The organism is Saccharothrix mutabilis subsp. mutabilis (genome assembly GCF_039521145.1).
GTDB classification, from domain to species: Bacteria; Actinomycetota; Actinomycetes; order Mycobacteriales; family Pseudonocardiaceae; genus Actinosynnema; species Actinosynnema mutabilis.
On the sequence record NZ_BAAABU010000007.1, the window covers coordinates 1 to 18,951 of the forward strand.

Consider the following 18,951-nt stretch of genomic DNA (forward strand, 5'->3'; position numbering starts at 1 on the left):
GCAGATGTCGCAATCCACACCGAACCCGGAGGCCCTCCCTCATTCCAAGATCATCCGATCACGTGTCGCCCTGTTCACAACCTCTCCGGGCAGTACATCTAGTCGAGTCCGAGGAGGGGTTCCCATGCAGGTCGCCGACTACGTGCTGCAACGCCTGCGGGAGTGGGGTGTCGAGCACGTCTTCGCCTACCCGGGTGACGGCATCAACGGCCTGGTCGCCGCGTTCGGCCGGGCGGACAACGTGCCGAAGTTCGTCCAGGCGCGGCACGAGGAGATGTCGGCGCTTCAGGCCGTCGGCTACGCCAAGTTCTCCGGCCGGGTCGGGGTGTGCCTCGCGACCTCGGGGCCCGGCGCGATCCACCTGCTCAACGGCCTCTACGACGCCAAGCTCGACCACGTCCCGGTCGTCGCCATCGTCGGCCAGACCGCCCGCACCGCGCTGGGCGGCAGCTACCAGCAGGAAGTGGACCTGCACTCGCTGTTCAAGGACGTGGCCTCGGAGTACCTGGTGGACGTCACCGTGCCCGAGCAGCTCCCGAACGCCCTGGACCGCGCCATCCGCACCGCCGAGGCCGAGCGCGCGCCCACCGCGCTGATCATCCCGGCGGACGTCCAGGAACTGGCCTACAGCGCGCCCGAGCACGCGTTCAAGCACGTCCCGTCCAGCCCGCCCAGCCGCTCGTGGCACACCTCCGTGCCGCCGCAGGCCGAGGTCAACCGCGCCGCCGAGGTGCTCAACGCCGGCGAGAAGGTCGCCGTCCTGGTCGGCCAGGGCGCGCGCGACGCCGCCGACGAGGTGCACGAGGTCGCGGAGCTGCTCGGCGCGGGCGTGGCGAAGGCGTTGCTGGGCAAGGACGTCCTGCCCGACGACCGGTCCTACGTGACCGGTGCGATCGGACTGCTGGGCACGCGCCCGAGCTACGAGCTGATGCGCGACTGCGACACCCTGCTCATCGTCGGCTCCAGCTTCCCCTACTCGCAGTTCCTGCCCGAGTTCGGCAAGGCGCGCGGCGTGCAGATCGACGTCGACGGCCGGCTGATCGGCATGAGGTACCCCACCGAGGTGAACCTCGTCGGCGACGCCAAGTCCACGCTGCGCGCCCTGCTGCCCGCCCTGCGCCGCAAGGACGGCTGGCGGGCGACCATCGAGAAGAACGTCGCCGACTGGTGGGACGCGCTGCGCGCCCAGGCGTTCGAGGACGCCGACCCGGTCAACCCGATGCGCATCGCGTGGGAGCTGTCCGAACGCCTCCCCGAGGACGCGATCGTCACCGCGGACTCCGGTTCGGCGGCCAACTGGTACGCCCGCCTGGTCCGGCTGCGCGGTCGGATGCGCGGCTCGCTGTCGGGCACCCTGGCCACGATGGGCGCGGGCGTCCCGTACGCGATCGGGGCGAAGTTCGCCCACCCGGACCGGCCCGTGGTGGCGCTGGTCGGGGACGGGGCCATGCAGATGAACGGCCTGGCCGAGCTGATCACCCTGGCCCGCTACCACCGGGAGTGGCCGGACCGGCGGTGCGTGGTGTGCGTGCTGCACAACAACGACCTGAACCAGGTGACCTGGGAGCTGCGCGCGATGGGCGGCGCGCCCAAGTTCGAGGAGTCGCAGACCCTGCCCGACGTCGACTACGCGGCGTTCGCGCGGTCGGTCGGGCTGGTCGGGGTCAACGTGGACGCCCCCGACGACCTCGGCGCGGCGTGGGACGAGGTGCTCGGCGCCGACCGGCCGGCCGTGCTGGACGTGCGCTGCGACCCGAACGTGCCGCCGATCCCGCCGCACGCGTCCTTCGACCAGGTGAAGAACACGGCCGAAGCCCTGCTCAGGGGTGACCCGGACGCGTGGTCCGTGGTCACCAAGGGGGTGCGCACCAAGGTTCAGGAGTTCCTGCACGGGTAACCGCGACACATGGTGAGCATCGGTTACTTCCTCTCCAGCGAGGAGCACGGGCCGCGCGACCTGGTCCGGCAGGCGCGGTGGGCCCAGGACGCCGGGTTCGAGCGGCTGTGGATCTCCGACCACTACCACCCGTGGAACGACGAGCAGGGCCAGAGCCCGTTCGTGTGGTCGGTCATCGGGGCGCTGTCCGAGGCGACCACGCTGCCCATCACCACGGCGGTGACGTGTCCCACGCTGCGCATCCACCCGGCCGTCATCGCGCAGGCCGCCGCGACCGCGGCCGTGCAGTGCGAGGGCCGGTTCGTGCTCGGCGTCGGGTCCGGCGAGGCCCTCAACGAGCACATCCTCGGCGACCCGTGGCCGGCGGCGTCGGTGCGGCTGGAGATGCTGGAGGAGGCCGTCGAGGTCATCCGCAAGCTGCACACCGGCGAGGACGTCGAGCACCGCGGCAAGCACTACACGGTCGAGAACGCGCGCATCTACACGTTGCCCGACCAGCCGGTGCCGATCTACGTGTCGGCGTTCGGGCCGAAGGCGGCGCAGCTCGCGGGCCGCATCGGCGACGGCTTCTGCAGCACCATGCCGGACGCGGAGCTGGTCAAGCGGTTCCACGAGACCGGCGGCCACGGCAAACCCGCGCAGGCGGGGTTCAAGGTCTGCCACGCGGCGACCGTGGACGACGCGCTGGAAACGGCGTTCCGGCTGTGGCCCAACGAGCAGCTGCCGGGCGAGCTGGCGCAGGTGCTGCCGTCGCCCAAGCACTTCGAGCAGGCGTCGACTCTGGTCACCAAGGACATGGTGGCGTCGTCCCTGCCGTTGGGCCCGGATCCGGAGAGCTACGTCTCGGCGGTGCGCGAGTACGCCGACGCCGGCTACGACGAGATCTACGTGTCCCAGATCGGACCGGACCAGGAGGCGTTCTTCACCTTCTGGGCCACCGAGGTCGCGCCCCGGCTACCGGGGTAACCCGATTCGGGGGCAACACGTTTGTCGGCCCCGCCGCGCGGGGTACGCCTTGATCAGCACCTGAACGACTCCACCGCAGGGGGTTTCGCCCGATGACCAGCACCGCGCGCCTGCCCAAGCCCGTGACCGAGGTCTGGGACTGGCAGAAGGAAGGCCTGTGCCGGGGCCGAGACAGCGCCGTCTTCTTCCACCCGGACAACGAACGAGGAACCGCCCGCATGGCCCGGGAGGAGAAGGCGAAGCAGTTGTGCCGCGTCTGCCCGGTGCTCGTGCAGTGCCGCGAACACGCCCTGGCCGTCCAAGAGCCCTACGGGGTGTGGGGCGGCATGGGCGAGGACGAACGCCGCCGCCTGATCGCCGAAGCCCGCCGCCGAGCAGCCTGAGGCCGGCCCGGCGGCGGCGTGACCCAGCCGCCGTGCCGACCCACCGCTGGACCCCTGCGCGAGACGCCGCCGACTGCCCCCGGCGGCGTTTCGCATGTGGACAGTGCCTCGCGAGCCGCCACGCCTGCCCCTGTCGTACCCCGATGCGAAAATGGACACCGGGGGCCGGAGGCCGCACCTCGCCACAAAACGCCGAACCACCAAACCGCCGCCAGTGCCAAGCCGCCAAACCGCCAAAACACCGCGCCGCCGCCAGATCGCCAAGCTGCCGCGCCGCCGCCAACCGCCGCGCCCACCCGCGCCGAGCCCGGCCACCCGCGCTGCCCGTGCCGGACCACCGCCCGCGCTGCCCGTGCCGGACCACCGCCCGCGCCGTGCCGTCAGCCCGTTCCCGCGAACCGCCCCGGAACCCCCGCACAAGCGAAGGCCCGCCGATCCACGACCGGCGGGCCTCCTGCCACGTGCCTCACTCCGTCAAACCCTCGCGCAACTGCCGCAGCGTCTTGGCCAGCAGCCGCGACACGTGCATCTGCGAGATCCCGACCTTCTGCGCGATCTGCGTCTGCGTCATGTTCCCGAAGAACCGCATCACCACGATCTTCCGCTCCCGCTCCGGCAGCTTCTCCAGCAGCGGGTGCAGGGCCTCGCGCTGCTCGATCGCCTCCAGCTCCGGGTCCTCCTCGCCCAGCGTCGAGCCCAGCGAGATGGAGCTGTCGTCGGCCACGAGCAGGTCGTCCAGCGACGCGCTGTGGTAGGCGTTGCCCGCCGCCAGGCCCTCGTGGATCTCCTCGCGGGTCAGGCCCAGGTGTTCGGCCAGCTCGGACGGGGTGGGCGCGCGGCCCAGCTGTTGGGACAGGCGGGCCGAGCCGGCGTTGATGGCCAGGTGCAGCTCCTTGAGCCGGCGCGGCATGCGCACCGACCAGCTGGAGTCGCGGAAGTACTTGCGGACCTCGCCCATGATCGTCGGCACCGCGAAGGACAGGAAGTCGCTGCCCCGCTCCGGGTCGAACCGGTCGACCGCGTTGATCAGGCCCACCGTCGCGACCTGCACCAGGTCGTCGTACGGCTCGCCGCGGTGTCCGAACCGCCGCGCGATGTGCTTGGCCACCGGCAGGTGCTCGGTGACCAGCTCGTCGCGCAGCCGCTCCCGCTGCGGGTCGCCCTCGGGCGTCGCGGCCAGCCTGGCGAACAGCGGCGCCAGGTGGTCGTAGTCCCCCTGCGTCCCCGAGCGCGTCGTGCCCCCGTCGGTACCCGTCACGCCGTCCCCACTGAACGCTTGACCAGGTCGATGTGGATCTCGTAGGCGTCCCCGCGCGGCTCGACCCAGGTGGTCACCGAGTCGACCAGCGCGCTGAGCACGCGCCAGCCGAAGCTGTCCCGGTCCGGCGGCGCCGACCGCTTCGAGCGCACCGCCGTGAAGACCTGCACCGCGGGGCCCGCCACGACGAACCGGGCGCTGAGCACGGCGCTGGGCGCGGCGAGGGAGATGAGCGTCGAGCAGGCCTCGTCCACCGCCAGCTTCAAGTCCTCGATGGCGTCCAGGTCGTAGTCCTGGCGCATGGCGATGTCGGCCGCCACCGCCCGGACGATCGACAGCTGCGTGGGGTCGGCGGCCATCCGCAACTCCACCCCGGCCAAGGGGTCATCCGAATCGCCGCTCTGCGGCTCCGTGTGCGACACGCTCACCTCATCGTCCGTTTCTGTCTCGGCGGTGCTGAAGCTATCGGTACCCGAACTGATCCAACCTCACACGTGTAGTCCGCGCCGCCAGTGGGAAGACTGACAGGTGCGCGACGAGGAGGCCTGTTGACCGATCGACTCGCCGACCACCACTGGGGAGTGGAGATCCCGGCCGACGCCGGTCTGCTCTCCACCGTGCGCGTGCGGCTGGACGAGTGGCTGGTCGGCGTCGGACTGACCGAGGACGACCGGTACGACCTGCTGGTCGCGGTCAACGAGGCCGTCAGCAACGCCGTGGAGCACGCCTACGCGCCGGGGAGCGGCGGCAGCGTGCGGGTGGCCGGCGAGGTGCGCCCGGACGGCAGCGTGCACGTGGTGGTCTCCGACGACGGGACCTGGCGCGTGCCGCCGGTGGAGCTGTCCGACCGGGGCCGCGGCCTGCTGCTGATGCGCGAGAACGTGGACGAGGTGCAGGTGGACCGGTCGGCGACCGGCACCCGCGTGACGCTCGTCATGTCCGGCCGGCACACCACGAGGGGCACGTTCGGCCGCTCCGCGCCCGAGGAGGTCACCGTCTCGGTGCACTCCGGCTGGGTGGAGGTGGTGGTGCGCGGGGACGTCCCGCCGCGCGCCGGACCCGCCGTGCGCCGCCGGGTGCTGACCGCCGCGCGCGGCGGCGCCGTGCCGATCGTGGTGGACCTGCGCGAGCTGGGCGCCCGCAGCGAAGGGCTGGTCCGGGCGCTGCGGGCGGTGGTCGAGGCCGCCGCCGCGGCGGGCAACCGCGTGGTGGTCCGCGCGCCCGAGGACAGCCCGGTTCGCGCGGCCCTGGTCACGGCGGGCGTGGACCAGGTCGTGGACCTGGTGCCGCACCTCAGCGCGCCGACGCCCCGTCGTCCGCCGACACCGCCTCCGCCACCGATCCGTACACGCTGAACACGTCACCCAGTCCGGTGGCGGCCAGCGGCCGGGTGACCGCGCGCGCGACGGCGACCACGCGGAACGCCGTGCCGCGCCGCTTGGCGTGCTGCGACGCCTCGACCAGCACGGCCAGGCCGGCCGAGCCGAGGAAGCTCACACCGGTCATGTCCAGCACGACCGCCCCGGGGGTTTCGTCGATGCGCCCGAGCACGTCGGCGCGCAGGTCGGGCGCGGTGAGCATGTCGATCTCCCCGGTGGCGGTCACCACCGCCACGCCGTCGGCCGCCTTCCCCGCCGGGGCGACGGCGGCGGCGGATGCGGCTCCGCTCGTCGCCACGACGTTCGGATCCTGAACCGTCACGAGGACTCCTCTTCACAGGTCTTGCTGGAAAGGGAAGCCCAGGCGTGCGGACGCGCCGAGCACCAGAAAACGCAGCGTTGCGGCACATGGGCCCGCTGGCCGGAGCTTCCCCGGCGCGGCTGTTGGCTCAACCGCTGCGCCACCCACCGTACGGAGACCCCACGGTCACCACAAGCGGTCGGATGGCGGCTTGATCAGTATCAGTGTAGAGGCGATGTCGGTGTACGGCGCGTGACGAACGGTGAGCGGTTTCACGGAGTACCGGCCGGCTATACCTCAGGGTAAGGGCGCTGCGCGACCGGGGTCGACTCGGCGACCGGGGACGTCCGACCGCCGAGAAGACCGGCAATTCGGGGGTGGCGGAGGTCACTGTCGCGCAGAATCCTGTGCATGGGGATAACGCCGCGAAGGCCGCGAGCGACACCCCGGGTGGAGGGATCGACGATGAGCACCAGAACGGAAGCCGAGTCCGAGCCCGCGAAGCGCAGGGCAGCGCGCGCCACGTCCGGGGGCGCGGGACCGCTGCCGACCGCTCCGTGCAGCGTGGTCTGGAGCAAGGGCCACGCCTACGTGCTCGAAGGTTTCCGCGCTCGCTGGGTGGGCGTCGACGACCGCGGTCGTCCCCGTGCCCTCAGCGGTGAGCAGCTACAACGCCAGGGCTGGACCCGCACCCGCGCGAACTGACCCGCGCGGCCGACCACTCGGACTCCGCCGGTCGACCCGGTCCCCCTGTCCGAGGCCCGGCTCTTCAGCGGCCCGTCGCCGCTCCCCGTCCCCCGCTGCGCCCACCCGCGGTTCCGGCTGCCCGGAATCAGTGGTGGCGGCTCGCCGGAATCACCCCGAAGTGCGGTTTCGGCTGCCCGAAAACAGCGTCGAGCCGCGGTGGAGCGGTTGTGGAGCGGTGCTCGAATTCCGGTTGACGCGGGCCGGCTCCGGCCGCCCGCGAAAACCCGCGACCGAGCCGCACGGCACGGCCACCGGATTCCTTTTCGCGCATTCACCGCATCACGGTGGGTGACCGCCTGGCCCGGTCGTGCCGGTGCCGGCGGTGGGCGGCGCCCGGCGGCTCTACAGTTTGCGGTTGTGTCGCACGATCCCGCCGACCGGTGGCTGACCATCCCCAACGCGCTGAGCGTGTTGCGGCTGCTCGGCGTGCCGCTGTTCCTCTACCTGCTGCTCGGGCCCCGGGAGGACGGCTGGGCGCTGGTGGTGCTGGTCGCGGCGGGCCTGTCGGACTGGCTGGACGGCAAGGTCGCGCGCTGGCTCAACCAGATGAGCAGGCTCGGCGCGCTGCTGGACCCGGCCGCCGACCGGCTCTACATCCTGGCCACGCTGGTGGCGTTCGTCGTGCGCGACATCGTCCCCTGGTGGGTGGCGGCCGTGCTGGTGGGCCGCGAACTGGTCGTCGGCGCGTGCCTGCCGGTGCTGCGGCTGCGCGGCTACGGCCCGTTCGAGGTCACCTACCTGGGTAAAGGCGCCACGTTCAACCTGCTCTACGCCTTCCCGATGCTCCTGCTCGCCCAGGGCACCTCCACCGCCGCCGAGGTCGCCCGACCGGTGGCCTACGCGTTCATGGTCTGGGGCGGGGCGCTGTACCTGTGGTCCGGAGCCCTGTACGTCTACCAGTTCTTCCTCGCGCTGCGCAGGCGGCCGGGGGTCGCGCCGGTCTGAACCGGTCGTGGGAAGATCCGGCAGCGAAGATCCACCGTCATGAAGGAGCGCACCGCGGTGATTCCCGAGGAGCTCAAGTACACCGAGGAACATGAGTGGGTGCTGCGCACCGGTGAGGACACCGTGCGCGTGGGCATCACCGACTACGCCCAGGAGCAACTCGGCGAGGTCGTGTTCGTCCAGCTCCCGGAACTGGGCGAGCAGGTCGGCGCGGGCCAGACGCTCGGCGAGGTCGAGTCCACCAAGAGCGTCTCCGACATCTACGCGCCGCTGGCGGGCGAGGTCGTCGCGCGCAACGACTCGCTGGACCAGCAGCCCGACCTGGTCAACTCCGACCCGTACGGCGAGGGGTGGATCGTGGAGCTCAGGCTGACCGACCCGGGCGCGGTGGACGACCTGCTCGACGCGGCGGCGTACCAGGAGATTGCGGAGCAGGGGTGACGTCGATCTTCCGGCGGCTCTTCGGTCGGTGGGGGAGCCGCTCCTCAGACCAGGGTTCGGGCACGATAGGTTCTCAAGGACGAGACGGTTCCAGCAGCAGGAGGAGAGCTCAGGTGACCACGAACGACGGGCCAGGCGTTCCGCCCGAGCAGTCCCCGGAGCGGACCTCCGTTTTCCGGGCCGACTTCCTCGCCGAGGTCGAGGGCGCCGAGGCGCCCGCCCAGGAGCCGGCCGTCGCCGGCGTCGACGCACTGCCCGCCGGGTCGGCCCTGCTGGTGGTCAAGCGCGGTCCGAACGCGGGTTCCCGGTTCCTGCTCGACCGCGACACGACCAGCGCGGGACGGCACCCGGACAGCGACATCTTCCTCGATGACGTGACGGTCTCCCGGCGGCACGCCGAGTTCCGCCGCGAGGGCGGCGAGTTCGTGGTGATCGACGTGGGCAGCCTCAACGGCACCTACGTCAACCGCGAGCCGGTCGACCAGGCGGTGCTCGCCAACGGCGACGAGGTGCAGATCGGCAAGTTCCGCCTCGTGTTCCTGACCGGTCCGGGCGCCGGGGGTCAGGGGGCGCAGTGACGGCGGCGGCCGGGCGGCCACAACGCGGGGGGTTGAGCATCGGCGCGGTGCTCGCGCAGCTCCGGACGGAGTTCCCCGACGTCACGATCTCCAAGATCCGCTTCCTGGAGTCGGAGGGCCTGGTCCGCCCGGCACGCACCGCCGCGGGGTACCGCCAGTTCACCACGGCCGACGTCGAGCGGCTGCGCTACGTGCTGGCCGCCCAACGCGACCGCTACCTGCCGCTGAAGGTCATCAAGGAGCAGTTGGACGCGGCGGACTCCTCGGCGCGGGTGCTCCGCGCGGTCGAGGACGGCCCCGCCGCGCCGCAGCGCATGAGCCGCGACGAACTGCTGGCGCGTTCGGGCCTGGACGCGGCGTCGCTGGCCGAGCTGGAGCAGCACGGCCTGGTCCGTCCGGGTCTCTACGACCAGGACGCGCTCCAGGTGGCGACGACCGTGCGCGAACTGGCCCAGTACGGCCTGGAACCGCGGCACCTGCGCCCGTTCCGCGCGGCGGCGGACCGCGAGGTGGCGCTGGTGGAGCAGGTCGTCCTGGCGAGGCGGCGCGACCCGAGGTCGCGGGGCCGGGCCGACGAAGTCGTGCGCGAGCTGGCGGCGCTCTCCGTAACGCTGCACACACTCTTGGTGAAAATCGGCCTGCGCGACGTGCCCGGTGGCGGCGTTCCGCCCAGGTAGAGCCGTTTCCGCATCGTGATCCGCATTTTCGGAGCGGTTGCGCACAAGGCCCGCTTGGCGGGTAGCGTCGGAGGGGTACGTGGGGGATCCTCGTGGTAGCGGGGACGCCAGGATTTCAGCGCGCTGAGGGAGGCGAGACCCGATGAGCGAGATGCGCGTCGTGGGCGTGCGGGTGGAACTGCCCGCCAACCAGCCGATCCTGTTGCTGCGCGAAACCGAGGGCGAGCGCTACCTGCCGATCTGGATCGGCTCGGTGGAGGCGACCGCGATCGCGCTGGAGCAGCAGGGTGTCCGGCCCGCGCGGCCGTTGACGCACGACCTGTTGAAGGACGTCATCGGCGCTCTGGGCAGGCAGTTGGAGCAGGTGCGGATCACCGACCTGCAGGAGGGCACGTACTTCGCGGAACTCGTGTTCGACGGCGACGTGCGCGTGTCGGCGCGGCCGAGCGACTCGGTGGCCCTGGCCCTGCGCATCGGCGTGCCGATCCACGCGGAGGAGTCGGTGCTGGCCGAGGCGGGGCTGATCATCCCGGACGAGCAGGAGGACGAGGTCGAGAAGTTCCGGGAGTTCCTGGACTCGGTCTCGCCGGAGGACTTCCGCGGCGCGGACACCTGAGCAGCGGTTCTCGCGGTAGGGCCCGGGACGGCGGTCGCGTCCCGGGCCTGATCGTTTTCGGGCCTGATCGTTTCCGGGGCGGTGAGGCAGGCACGGCGGCGGCTGGGACGGCGGCGCTGGGTGGGCGGCGTGTCGGCGGTGGGTCTCAGGTGGCGGTGGAGCGGGACACGGGGGAGTCTGCGGTGGGTCTGTCAAGCACCCACGAGAGGCCGGCGTCGCGCCGCGAGCTGGAAGCCGGCCCCTCGTGGGTGTGTGCGGTGCGTTGTGGATCAGCCCCGCGTGCCACCCCCCGGTGTCACACCTCCGGATTACACAAAGTCAGCACCGGTCCGCTAAACGATCACTAAACGTCACCCGAATGGCTTACGACGCCCGTCTCTCTCAACCTCAACCTGAGGTTGAGACGCGACACGCTCAGCGCGTCGCGTTGACCTGCCCCCTAGGCGGTCTTACCGTCGAACTCAGGTGAATTGCCACGGTGTGATTCGGGCACCGGGGCGGCTTCACGTTGGTCGCCGGCCAGTCCTGGCCGGACCGAGGGGAGGCAGGCGTGGTCGAGGAAGCGCCCATCCGGGCCGGAACCGGCGAACAGGGTGAGCTGTTCCCGGACTCCTCGCTGCCGGACGAACTCGTCGGGTACCGCGGCCCGGCCGCGTGCCAGATCGCGGGCATCACCTACCGCCAGCTCGACTACTGGGCCCGCACCGGCCTGGTCAACCCGACGATAAGGAGTGCCCACGGCTCCGGTAGCCAACGGCTCTACTCGTTCAAGGACATCCTGGTCCTCAAGGTCGTGAAGCGGCTGCTCGACACCGGTGTGAGCCTGCAGAACATCCGCGTCGCGGTCGACCACCTGCGCCGCCGCGGCGTCCAGGACCTCGCCCGCATCACGCTGTTCAGCGACGGCACCACGGTCTACGAGTGCACCTCGCCCGAGGAGGTCGTGGACCTGCTGCAGGGCGGCCAGGGCGTGTTCGGCATCGCGGTCAGCGGCGCCATGCGGGAGATCAGCGGCACGATCCACGAGTTCCCCGCGGAACGCGCGGACGGGCTCGCGGTGGACGAGACGCCCAACGACGAGCTGTCCCGGCGCAGGCGGACGCGGGCCATCGGCTGACCCCGGAGCCCACGGCGCGAGCGGACACGGGCCATCGGCTGACCTCGGACTCCACGGCGCGAGCGGCACGAGCGCCTGGTACCCGCTGCTCCGCCGCGCCAAACCTGTGAGATCCGCGTCGCGTCCGTGCCGGGAGACGTTCACCTGCCGGGTACGATTCGCGCGTAGTCGCTTTATCCCGTGCGGGAGAGTCCGAGCCAGTCTCGGCGCCGAAGGAGCAAATCCTCCCCGGAACCTCTCAGGCGCAAGGACCGCACGGGTGAGACGCCTCTGGAAAGCGGGTCGGGCACGTGGACCCCGCCGACGGTGCAAGCCCGGCCACGCCGGGTGAAGCTCTCAGGCGCCCGTCCGCGGGCAGAAGACAGAGGGGGAGGGCAACGGCAGAAGTGTGTCCGTAGCCCGCGAAAGGCGCCTTACATGACGCAGGACCGCATCCCCCTCGCCGCCCTTGAGCACGGCACCCCCTTCGCCGACCGGCACGTCGGCCCGCGGCCCGCCGAGCTGGCCCGCATCCTGGACGTCATCGGCGTCGGCTCCCTGGAGGAGCTGGCCCAGCGCGCCGTGCCCGAGTCGATCCGGGAACGCGAACTGGTGCTGGACCTGCCCGCGCCCGCCACCGAGACCGAGGCGCTGGCCGAGCTGCGCGCCCTGGCCGCCCGCAACAAGCCGCTCACCCAGATGATCGGCATGGGCTACTACGGCACCCACACCCCGCCGGTGATCCGCCGCAACGTCCTGGAGAGCCCCGCCTGGTACACGGCCTACACGCCCTACCAGCCCGAGATCTCCCAGGGCCGCCTCGAAGCGCTGCTGAACTTCCAGACGATGGTCGGCGACCTGACCGGCCTGCCGCTGGCCAACGCGTCCATGCTGGACGAGTCCACCGCCGCCGCCGAGGCGATGACCCTGGTCCGCCGCGCCGGCCGCAGCAAGTCCGCCAAGTTCGTCGTGGACGCCGACACGCTGCCGCAGACGCTGGCCGTCATCGAGACCCGCGCCGAGCCGCTGGGCATCGAGATCGTCACCGCCGACCTGTCGCAGGGCCTGGAGGGGCTGGGCCTGGGCGGGGACTTCTTCGGCGTGCTGCTGTCCTACCCGGGCGCGTCCGGCGTCGTGCGCGACTACGCCGCGCTGGTGGAGGAGATCCACGCGGCCGGCGCGCAGGCCGTGTTCGCCGCGGACCTGCTGGCCCTGACGCTGCTGCGCCCGCCGGGCGAGATCGGCGCGGACGTCGTCGTCGGCACCACCCAGCGCTTCGGCGTCCCGATCGGCTTCGGCGGCCCGCACGCCGGGTACATGGCCGTCCGCCAGGGCCTGGAGCGCCAGCTGCCCGGCCGCCTGGTCGGCGTGTCCGTGGACGCCGACGGCAACCTCGCCTACCGCCTCGCGCTCCAGACCCGCGAGCAGCACATCCGCCGCGAGAAGGCCACCAGCAACATCTGCACCGCGCAGGTCCTGCTGGCCGTGATGGCGTCGATGTACGCGGTCTACCACGGCCCCGACGGCCTGCGCGCCATCGCGACCCGCACCCACCGCCTGGCCACCGTGCTCGCCGCGGGCCTGTGCGAGAACGGCGTCGAGGTCGTGCACGGCGAGTTCTTCGACACCGTCCGCGCCCGCGTCGAGGGCCGCGCCGCCGAGGTCGTCGCCACCGCCCGCGACCTGGGCGTCAACCTGTGGCAGGTGGACGCCGACACCGTCTCGATCGCGTGCGACGAGACCACCACCCGGGGTGACCTGGAGAAGGTGTGGAAGGCGTTCGGCGTGACCGTCTCCGACGTCGACGGCCTGGACCTCGACACCGCCGACGCGATCCCCGCCGACCTGCGCCGCACCAGCGACTACCTGACCCACCCGGTCTTCCACACCCACCGCTCCGAGACCGCGATGCTGCGCTACCTGCGCAAGCTGTCGGACAAGGACGTCGCGCTGGACCGCAGCATGATCCCGCTGGGCTCGTGCACGATGAAGCTCAACGCGACCGCCGAGATGGAGCCGGTGACCTGGCCGGAGTTCGCGAACCTGCACCCGTTCGCGCCGGTCGAGGACGCCGAGGGCCTGCTGTCGCTGGTCGCCGACCTGGAGCGCTGGCTGGCCGAGGTGACCGGCTACGACGCCGTGTCCATCCAGCCCAACGCGGGCAGCCAGGGCGAGTTCGCGGGCCTGCTCGCGATCCGCGCCTACCACCGCGCGCAGGGCCACGCGGAGCGCGACGTGTGCCTGATCCCGTCGTCGGCGCACGGCACCAACGCCGCGTCCGCCGTCATGGCCGGCATGCGGGTCGTGGTCGTGAAGTGCGACGACCAGGGCAACATCGACATGGACCACCTGCGCGTTGTCGTGGACGAGCACCGCGACGACCTCGCCGCCATCATGATCACCTACCCGTCGACGCACGGCGTGTACGAGGACACCGTGCGCGAGGTGTGCGCGCTGGTGCACGACGCCGGCGGCCAGGTGTACGTGGACGGCGCGAACCTCAACGCCCTGATCGGCCTGGCGCAGTACGGCAGGTTCGGCTCGGACGTGTCGCACCTGAACCTGCACAAGACGTTCTGCATCCCGCACGGCGGCGGCGGTCCCGGCGTCGGCCCGATCGGCGTGCGCTCGCACCTCGCGCCGTTCCTGCCCAACCACCCGCTCCAGCCGACCGCCGGCCCGGCGACGGGCGTCGGCCCGATCAGCGCCGCGCCGTGGGGTTCGGCGTCGATCCTGCCGATCTCGTGGGCGTACGTGCGCATGATGGGCGCGGACGGCCTGCGCCGCGCGACCCTGACCGCGGTGGCGGCGGCGAACTACGTGGCCCGTCGGCTGGACGAGCACTTCCCGGTGCTCTACACCGGCGAGGGCGGTTTCGTGGCCCACGAGTGCATCCTCGACCTGCGCCCGATCACCAAGGCGACCGGCGTGACCGTGGACGACGTGGCCAAGCGCCTGGCGGACTACGGCATCCACGCGCCGACCATGTCGTTCCCCGTCGCCGGCACGCTCATGGTGGAGCCGACGGAGAGCGAGGACCTGGCCGAGATCGACCGGTTCATCGACGCGATGATCGCGATCAAGGGCGAGATCGACCGCGTGGGCGCCGGCGAGTGGCCCGCCGACGACAACCCGCTGCGCAACGCCCCGCACACGGCGGCCAGCGTGACGACCGGCGAGTGGACCCACCCGTACAGCCGCGAGGTGGCGGTCTTCCCGGCGGGCCCGAACGCGCCGAAGATCTGGCCCCCGGTCCGCCGCATCGACGGCGCGAAGGGCGACCGCAACCTGGTCTGCTCCTGCCCGCCGCTCTCGGCGTACGACAACTGACCGACGAACGACGGCCCCGTGCCCCGGCACGGGGCCGTCGCGCTTCAGCTGACCGAGTACTCGAACGCGTAAGTGCCCGGCTCGCCCATGTGCCACGTGATCGACCCCGACCCCGTCAGCCCCGCCAACCCGCCCGACGCCGACACCACCGTGAACGTCCCCCGCGACACCCCGTCGCGGAAACCGCCGCGGTGCTCCCGCACGAACGACCCCGACCGCCCGCCCAGCACGCCGGTCACCACCTCGTACCCCACCGCTCGGCACGACTCCGCGTCCGGGTAGTCCATCAGGAACCGGAACTCGCCCGTCCCCGCCAGGTCGCCCGTGTACTCCACCGTCATCGACCCGGTCGTCTGCTTCGGGCCGCTCACCTCGTCGTAGCGCTTGCCGTCCCACGTGCGCTCGTCCCAGCTCTTCATCTCGGCGTTGCCGTTCGCGGTACCCATGACGGCAACGATCCCGCCGGAACCTGACAACTCCTGTCAGGAACGGGCGCACAATGAGATCCATGCGCGCCGGACGTCTGCTCTCCCTCCTCCTGCTCCTCCAGACCCGGGGACGGATGACGGCGCAGGAGTTGGCCGATGAGCTGGAAGTGTCCGTTCGCACCGTCTACCGGGACGTCGAAGCGCTCAGCGCCGCCGGGGTGCCCGTCTACGCCGATCGCGGGCCGGCCGGCGGCTACCGGCTCCTCGACGGCTACCGCACCCGCCTCACCGGCCTGACCGGCGAAGAGGCCGAGTCGCTGTTCTTCGCGGGCATGCCCGGTCCGGCCGCCGAACTCGGGCTGGGCACGGTGGTCGCGGCGGCTCAGCTGAAGGTGCTCGCCGCGTTGCCGCCGGAACTGCGGTCGCGGGCGGGACGCATCCGGGAGCGGTTCCACCTCGACGCCGGCGGGTGGTTCCGGCAGAGCGAGGAGATGCCGTTCCTCGCCGACATCGCCGACGCCGTGTGGAACCCGGTCACGCTGCGCCTGCGGTACCGGCGGTGGGGCGGCCAGGTGGTCGAGAGGACCGTCGGGCCGCTCGGGCTCGTGCTCAAGGCCGGGCTCTGGTACCTCGTGGCCGACTCCGACGGGCAGCCCCGCACCTACCGGGTCGCGCGCGTGGAAGCCCTCGAACCGACCGGCGAACCCTTCCACCGCCCGGAGACCTTCGACCTCGCCACCTTCTGGGCCGAGTGGTCCAAGCGGTTCGAGGAGCGGATGTATCCCGAGCGGGTCACCGTCAAGGTCACCGAAGCCGGGCTGCGCGCGGCCCGCGCCCTGCTCAGCCTCGCCGCCTCCAGGGCGCTCGAAAGCGTTGTGCCGCAAGGGGAGTGGACCACCGTCGAGATCCCGACCGAGTCACTCGACCATGCCCTGGTGGACCTGCTCCGGCTCGGCCCGGAAGCCGAGGTCGTGGCGCCCCTCGAACTGCGTGAGCGGATCAAGGCCAGGATCGGGGCGACCGCGCTGCGCTACCGCGACTCCGACAGCAGCTGACCCAGCGCCGCGTCCACCCCGCGACCGTCGTCCACCACCGACAGCGTCCCGCCGGTGGACCGGGCGATCTCCGACAGCGGCTGCCGCTCCGGGTCCTTGCCGATCGCGATGATCGACACCTCGACCTCGCGGCCCTCCTGCTTCGCGCCCGCCAGCTCCGCCTTCAGCTGTTCCAGGGTGAGGCCGCCGTCGTTGGGGCTGTCGGTCAGCACGACGATCCGGTTGCGCTTGCCCGCCTGGAACTCCGCGACCGCCTGCTTGTAGAGCGCGGCCAGGCTGGAGTACAGGTGCGTGGCGTTCTGCGGGCGCAGGCCCGCGACCCCGTCCAGCAACTGCTGCTTCTGCGCCACGACCGGGCCGGGCGCGACGAGCTGCCGGTACGGCTTGTCGCCCGCCAACCCGCTGGAGAACTCCCACAGGCCCAGCGACCCCGACACCGACCGGTTGATCTGCCCGGTCAGCGCCGCCTTCACCCACTCCACGCGGGAGCGGCCCTCGCCGCCCGGCTCGCCCATCGACTTGGACGAGTCCACCAGCACGGTCACCACCTGGCCGTTGTCGGCGGTGGCCCACGCGGCGGAGATCTGCTGGGTGGTGTTCGCGTCGGCGGGGACGAGCTTGTCGGTCATCGTCGGCCAGCGCAGGCCCGGCGACGGCTTGGGCCGCTCGGTCGTGGCGTCCACCCGCAGTCCCGCCGCGGCCAGCAGCTTCTGCTGCTCGCCCTCCAGGAGGAACTCGCGGAACGCCTGCGCCGCGCGGACCTGCGCCTCGCCGACCCAGTCGCCGGCGAGCGGCACGAACGGGAAGTCCGCCACCGGGGACGGCCCGCCCGCCGCCACCCCGTACAGCGGCGCCAGCGGCGGCGTGCCGCTGTCCTTGCCGGTGTTGTGCCGGTACAGGTCCACCTCGAACACCGGCACCGCCGCGAAGCCCGCCGCGTTGACCTCGGGCTTGTCGGCCAGCAGCGACAGCGCCTCCCACGTGGTCGCGGGGGTCTGCGCGGGCTTGGCGGCGGTCAGCCGGCCCAGCGTGGCCTTCACCGGGTCCAGCGCGAGCATGTCGGTGGTGACCGGGCCCTTGCCGTCCGGGGACGCGCCGGCCAGCGCGGACTGCACGGCCATCGCGGTCGCGGCGTTGGTCGCCGGGTCCGGCATGGCGATCTTGAAGTCGCCCCACTCGGGTTTGCCGAACCGCTGCCAGCCGCCCGCCGCGGTGGTCACGTCGGGCAGGTCGGTCCACCGGAACCCGGCGCCGGACTGCACGGCCGACGCGGCGTCCTGGGGCATCGCGAGCAGGACCGGGCTGGCCGCGATGGACTCCGGCTGCGCGCCGATCAGCGCCCGGTTCTGCGCGCCGAGCCGGTTGGCCCACAGCGTCGAGTCGGTGACCCAGGCGTGCGGCTTGGCGTTGAGCTTGCCCTCGTCCCAGCCCTGGGTGAGCCCTTCGAGGACCAGGTCGGAGTCGATCGCCTGCACCTCGGGGCGGATGCAGTGGTCGTAGACGACCGGGCGCTGCCTGGTCCACGCCCGCGCGACCTCGCGCACGGCCTCGGCGACGCTGGGCGCGGCGGCCACGCGCAGCACCGCGTCGCCCTCGCTGCAATCGCCGGCCACGGCGGCGGCGCGCCGGTCCACGATCCCGGCGACCCACGTCCACGCGAAGTACCCGAGGAACAGCAGCACGACCACGCCCACGATGGCGACCGGCCACTTGGCGATCCCGCGCCGCACCTTCGTCCGCAGCGCGCGGTGTCGAGACATCGTCTTCCCTCTCGAACGTCCGACTTCACGGATTGGCGAATCCCGACCGGCGTCACGCTAACAGGTGACATCTGGGAAGCGGGTGAAGTGACGTGGAGTTATGGCGCCGTGACGGGCACGTCGAGCAGCGCGCGCGTGAGGTCGATCAACGCCGCCCGCAGCGGAGCCGCGGCCTCGGTGAACGCGCTCTGCCGCCGCACGTACTCCGCCCGCCCCTCGGCGGTCTCCACCGGGATCGGCGCGTAGCCGAGCCCGGCCAGGTCGTACGGGCTGGCGCGCATGTCCAGCTCCCGAACCCGCAGGGCGAGGTCGAAGCAGTCCGCCATCAGCTCCGACGGGGTCGCCGGGTCGAGCTTGTAGCTCCACTTGAACAAGTCCATCGACACGTGCAGGCAGCCCGGCTGCTCCAGTTCGACCTGCTTGTCCCGGGTGGGCTGCACCACGTTGAGCGGACGGGCCTCCGGGGTGAAGAACCGGAAGGCGTCGAAGTGGCTGCACTGGACCTTGTGCGACTCGACCACGCGGTCCGTGCCCCGCGACCCCAGCCGCAGCGGCCACGCCTCGTGCCGCACCTGGTCGGCCCGGTACACCATGGCCCACTCGTGCAGGCCGAAGCAGCCCAGGCGCGGGGCGCGGGCGGCGGTGGCGGTGAGCAGGCGGTGGGTGAACCCGATCGTGGACCGCCGTTCGCGGGCGAACGCCTCGACGTCCAGCGTCACCCCTTCGGGGGTCTCCCGGTAGAGCGGCCACCGCAGGTAGTCACGGGCGGCGTCGCCCTCCAGCACCACGCCCGGCCCGGGGTGCCAGCGCTCCAGCCGGGCCGGCCGGTGCGAGTAGTAGGAGAACAGGAAGTCCAGCACGGGGTGCTTCTCGCCGCGCGCCTTGCGCTCGTGGTGCGGGCGCGTCCAGGCGCGGACACGGGCCGCGTGCGCATCACGGCGCGCGGTCCACTCGGCTTCCGGAAGGACGACCCCCACGCCCCCATCGTATTTCGCCCTCCACCAGCGCCCGACCGCCCCCACACCTCAACCCCGTCGGGATGCGGCGCGACGTCCGGCCGCTCGGCCGGCACGGTGGGCGTGCCCGGGGACCAC

At 72.1% G+C, this 18,951-nt stretch carries 19 protein-coding genes and 1 riboswitch; of the genes, 13 read left to right on the forward strand and 6 right to left on the reverse strand.

The window, feature by feature from the left end:
- Positions 1-124 precede the first annotated feature (124 nt).
- From ABD126_RS17740 to ABD126_RS17750, 3 genes are all read left to right on the forward strand, one after another.
- Positions 125-1,897, forward strand: a complete 1,773-nt coding sequence (locus ABD126_RS17740) for a thiamine pyrophosphate-requiring protein (RefSeq protein ID WP_343934970.1) — start codon at positions 125-127, stop codon at positions 1,895-1,897.
- Between the two features lie 9 nt (positions 1,898-1,906).
- Positions 1,907-2,863, forward strand: coding sequence for a TIGR03557 family F420-dependent LLM class oxidoreductase (locus ABD126_RS17745; RefSeq protein ID WP_343934971.1), 957 nt, complete (start codon positions 1,907-1,909; stop codon positions 2,861-2,863).
- A gap of 92 nt (positions 2,864-2,955) precedes the next feature.
- Entirely contained in the window at positions 2,956-3,246 is a 291-nt protein-coding gene (locus ABD126_RS17750) for a WhiB family transcriptional regulator (RefSeq protein WP_337728004.1), read from the forward strand.
- Positions 3,247-3,712: 466 nt separating this feature from the next.
- Here the strand turns inward: ABD126_RS17750 and ABD126_RS17755 are convergent, their stop codons facing one another.
- Together ABD126_RS17755 and ABD126_RS17760 are read right to left on the reverse strand one after the other, a co-directional pair.
- Positions 3,713-4,504: a SigB/SigF/SigG family RNA polymerase sigma factor gene (locus ABD126_RS17755; RefSeq protein ID WP_343934972.1), complete on the reverse strand. Its 792-nt coding sequence runs from the start codon at positions 4,502-4,504 to the stop codon at positions 3,713-3,715.
- On the reverse strand, positions 4,501-4,863 hold the full coding sequence (locus tag ABD126_RS17760; protein ID WP_343934973.1) for an ATP-binding protein: 363 nt from the start codon (positions 4,861-4,863) through the stop codon (positions 4,501-4,503). Before ABD126_RS17760 ends, ABD126_RS17755 begins: the two co-directional genes overlap by 4 nt.
- Positions 4,864-5,052: 189 nt before the next feature.
- Between ABD126_RS17760 and ABD126_RS17765 the strand changes: the two genes are divergently transcribed.
- Positions 5,053-5,859, forward strand: a complete 807-nt coding sequence (locus tag ABD126_RS17765; RefSeq protein WP_343934974.1) for an ATP-binding protein — start codon at positions 5,053-5,055, stop codon at positions 5,857-5,859.
- Here ABD126_RS17765 and ABD126_RS17770 read toward each other — a convergent pair.
- The gene (locus tag ABD126_RS17770; protein WP_343934975.1) at positions 5,798-6,205 is read right to left on the reverse strand and encodes an STAS domain-containing protein; all 408 of its coding nucleotides are present in this window, start codon (positions 6,203-6,205) and stop codon (positions 5,798-5,800) included. The genes ABD126_RS17765 and ABD126_RS17770 overlap by 62 nt on opposite strands.
- Positions 6,206-6,649: 444 nt before the next feature.
- On the opposite strand from ABD126_RS17770, the gene ABD126_RS17775 reads away from it, so the two are divergent.
- From ABD126_RS17775 to gcvP, 8 genes are all read left to right on the forward strand, one after another.
- On the forward strand, positions 6,650-6,889 hold the full coding sequence (locus ABD126_RS17775) for a hypothetical protein (RefSeq protein WP_343934976.1): 240 nt from the start codon (positions 6,650-6,652) through the stop codon (positions 6,887-6,889).
- 399 nt (positions 6,890-7,288) lie between these two features.
- The gene (gene clsA / locus ABD126_RS17780) at positions 7,289-7,876 is read left to right on the forward strand and encodes a cardiolipin synthase ClsA (protein ID WP_343934977.1); all 588 of its coding nucleotides are present in this window, start codon (positions 7,289-7,291) and stop codon (positions 7,874-7,876) included.
- Positions 7,877-7,915: 39 nt separating this feature from the next.
- Positions 7,916-8,317, forward strand: coding sequence for a glycine cleavage system protein GcvH (gene gcvH, locus ABD126_RS17785; RefSeq protein ID WP_343934978.1), 402 nt, complete (start codon positions 7,916-7,918; stop codon positions 8,315-8,317).
- Positions 8,318-8,430: 113 nt separating this feature from the next.
- On the forward strand, positions 8,431-8,895 hold the full coding sequence (gene garA / locus ABD126_RS17790) for a glycogen accumulation regulator GarA (RefSeq protein ID WP_343934979.1): 465 nt from the start codon (positions 8,431-8,433) through the stop codon (positions 8,893-8,895).
- 32 nt (positions 8,896-8,927) lie between these two features.
- Positions 8,928-9,572 (forward strand): transcriptional regulator FtsR, encoded by a 645-nt coding sequence (gene ftsR / locus ABD126_RS17795; RefSeq protein ID WP_343934980.1) that lies wholly within the window; start codon positions 8,928-8,930, stop codon positions 9,570-9,572.
- Positions 9,573-9,714: 142 nt separating this feature from the next.
- A complete protein-coding gene (locus ABD126_RS17800) occupies positions 9,715-10,188 on the forward strand; it encodes a bifunctional nuclease family protein (RefSeq protein ID WP_033427967.1) in 474 nt (157 codons plus the stop codon).
- Between the two features lie 550 nt (positions 10,189-10,738).
- Positions 10,739-11,305, forward strand: a complete 567-nt coding sequence (locus tag ABD126_RS17805; RefSeq protein WP_343934981.1) for a MerR family transcriptional regulator — start codon at positions 10,739-10,741, stop codon at positions 11,303-11,305.
- Between the two features lie 173 nt (positions 11,306-11,478).
- Positions 11,479-11,569, forward strand: a riboswitch (glycine riboswitch).
- Between the two features lie 153 nt (positions 11,570-11,722).
- On the forward strand, positions 11,723-14,614 hold the full coding sequence (gene gcvP, locus ABD126_RS17810) for an aminomethyl-transferring glycine dehydrogenase (protein WP_343934982.1): 2,892 nt from the start codon (positions 11,723-11,725) through the stop codon (positions 14,612-14,614).
- 44 nt (positions 14,615-14,658) lie between these two features.
- On the opposite strand, the gene ABD126_RS17815 is transcribed toward gcvP, so the two are convergent.
- A complete protein-coding gene (locus tag ABD126_RS17815) occupies positions 14,659-15,060 on the reverse strand; it encodes a DUF3224 domain-containing protein (protein ID WP_343934983.1) in 402 nt (133 codons plus the stop codon).
- Positions 15,061-15,122: 62 nt separating this feature from the next.
- Here ABD126_RS17815 and ABD126_RS17820 point away from each other — a divergent pair, with 62 nt between their 5' ends.
- On the forward strand, positions 15,123-16,097 hold the full coding sequence (locus ABD126_RS17820) for a helix-turn-helix transcriptional regulator (RefSeq protein WP_343934984.1): 975 nt from the start codon (positions 15,123-15,125) through the stop codon (positions 16,095-16,097).
- Here ABD126_RS17820 and ABD126_RS17825 read toward each other — a convergent pair.
- Positions 16,073-17,857, reverse strand: coding sequence for a substrate-binding domain-containing protein (locus ABD126_RS17825; RefSeq protein WP_343934985.1), 1,785 nt, complete (start codon positions 17,855-17,857; stop codon positions 16,073-16,075). The two genes, ABD126_RS17820 and ABD126_RS17825, sit on opposite strands and share 25 nt — an antisense overlap.
- 98 nt (positions 17,858-17,955) lie before the next feature.
- Positions 17,956-18,834: a 3-methyladenine DNA glycosylase gene (locus ABD126_RS17830; protein WP_343934986.1), complete on the reverse strand. Its 879-nt coding sequence runs from the start codon at positions 18,832-18,834 to the stop codon at positions 17,956-17,958.
- Between the last annotated feature and the right edge of the window lie 117 nt (positions 18,835-18,951).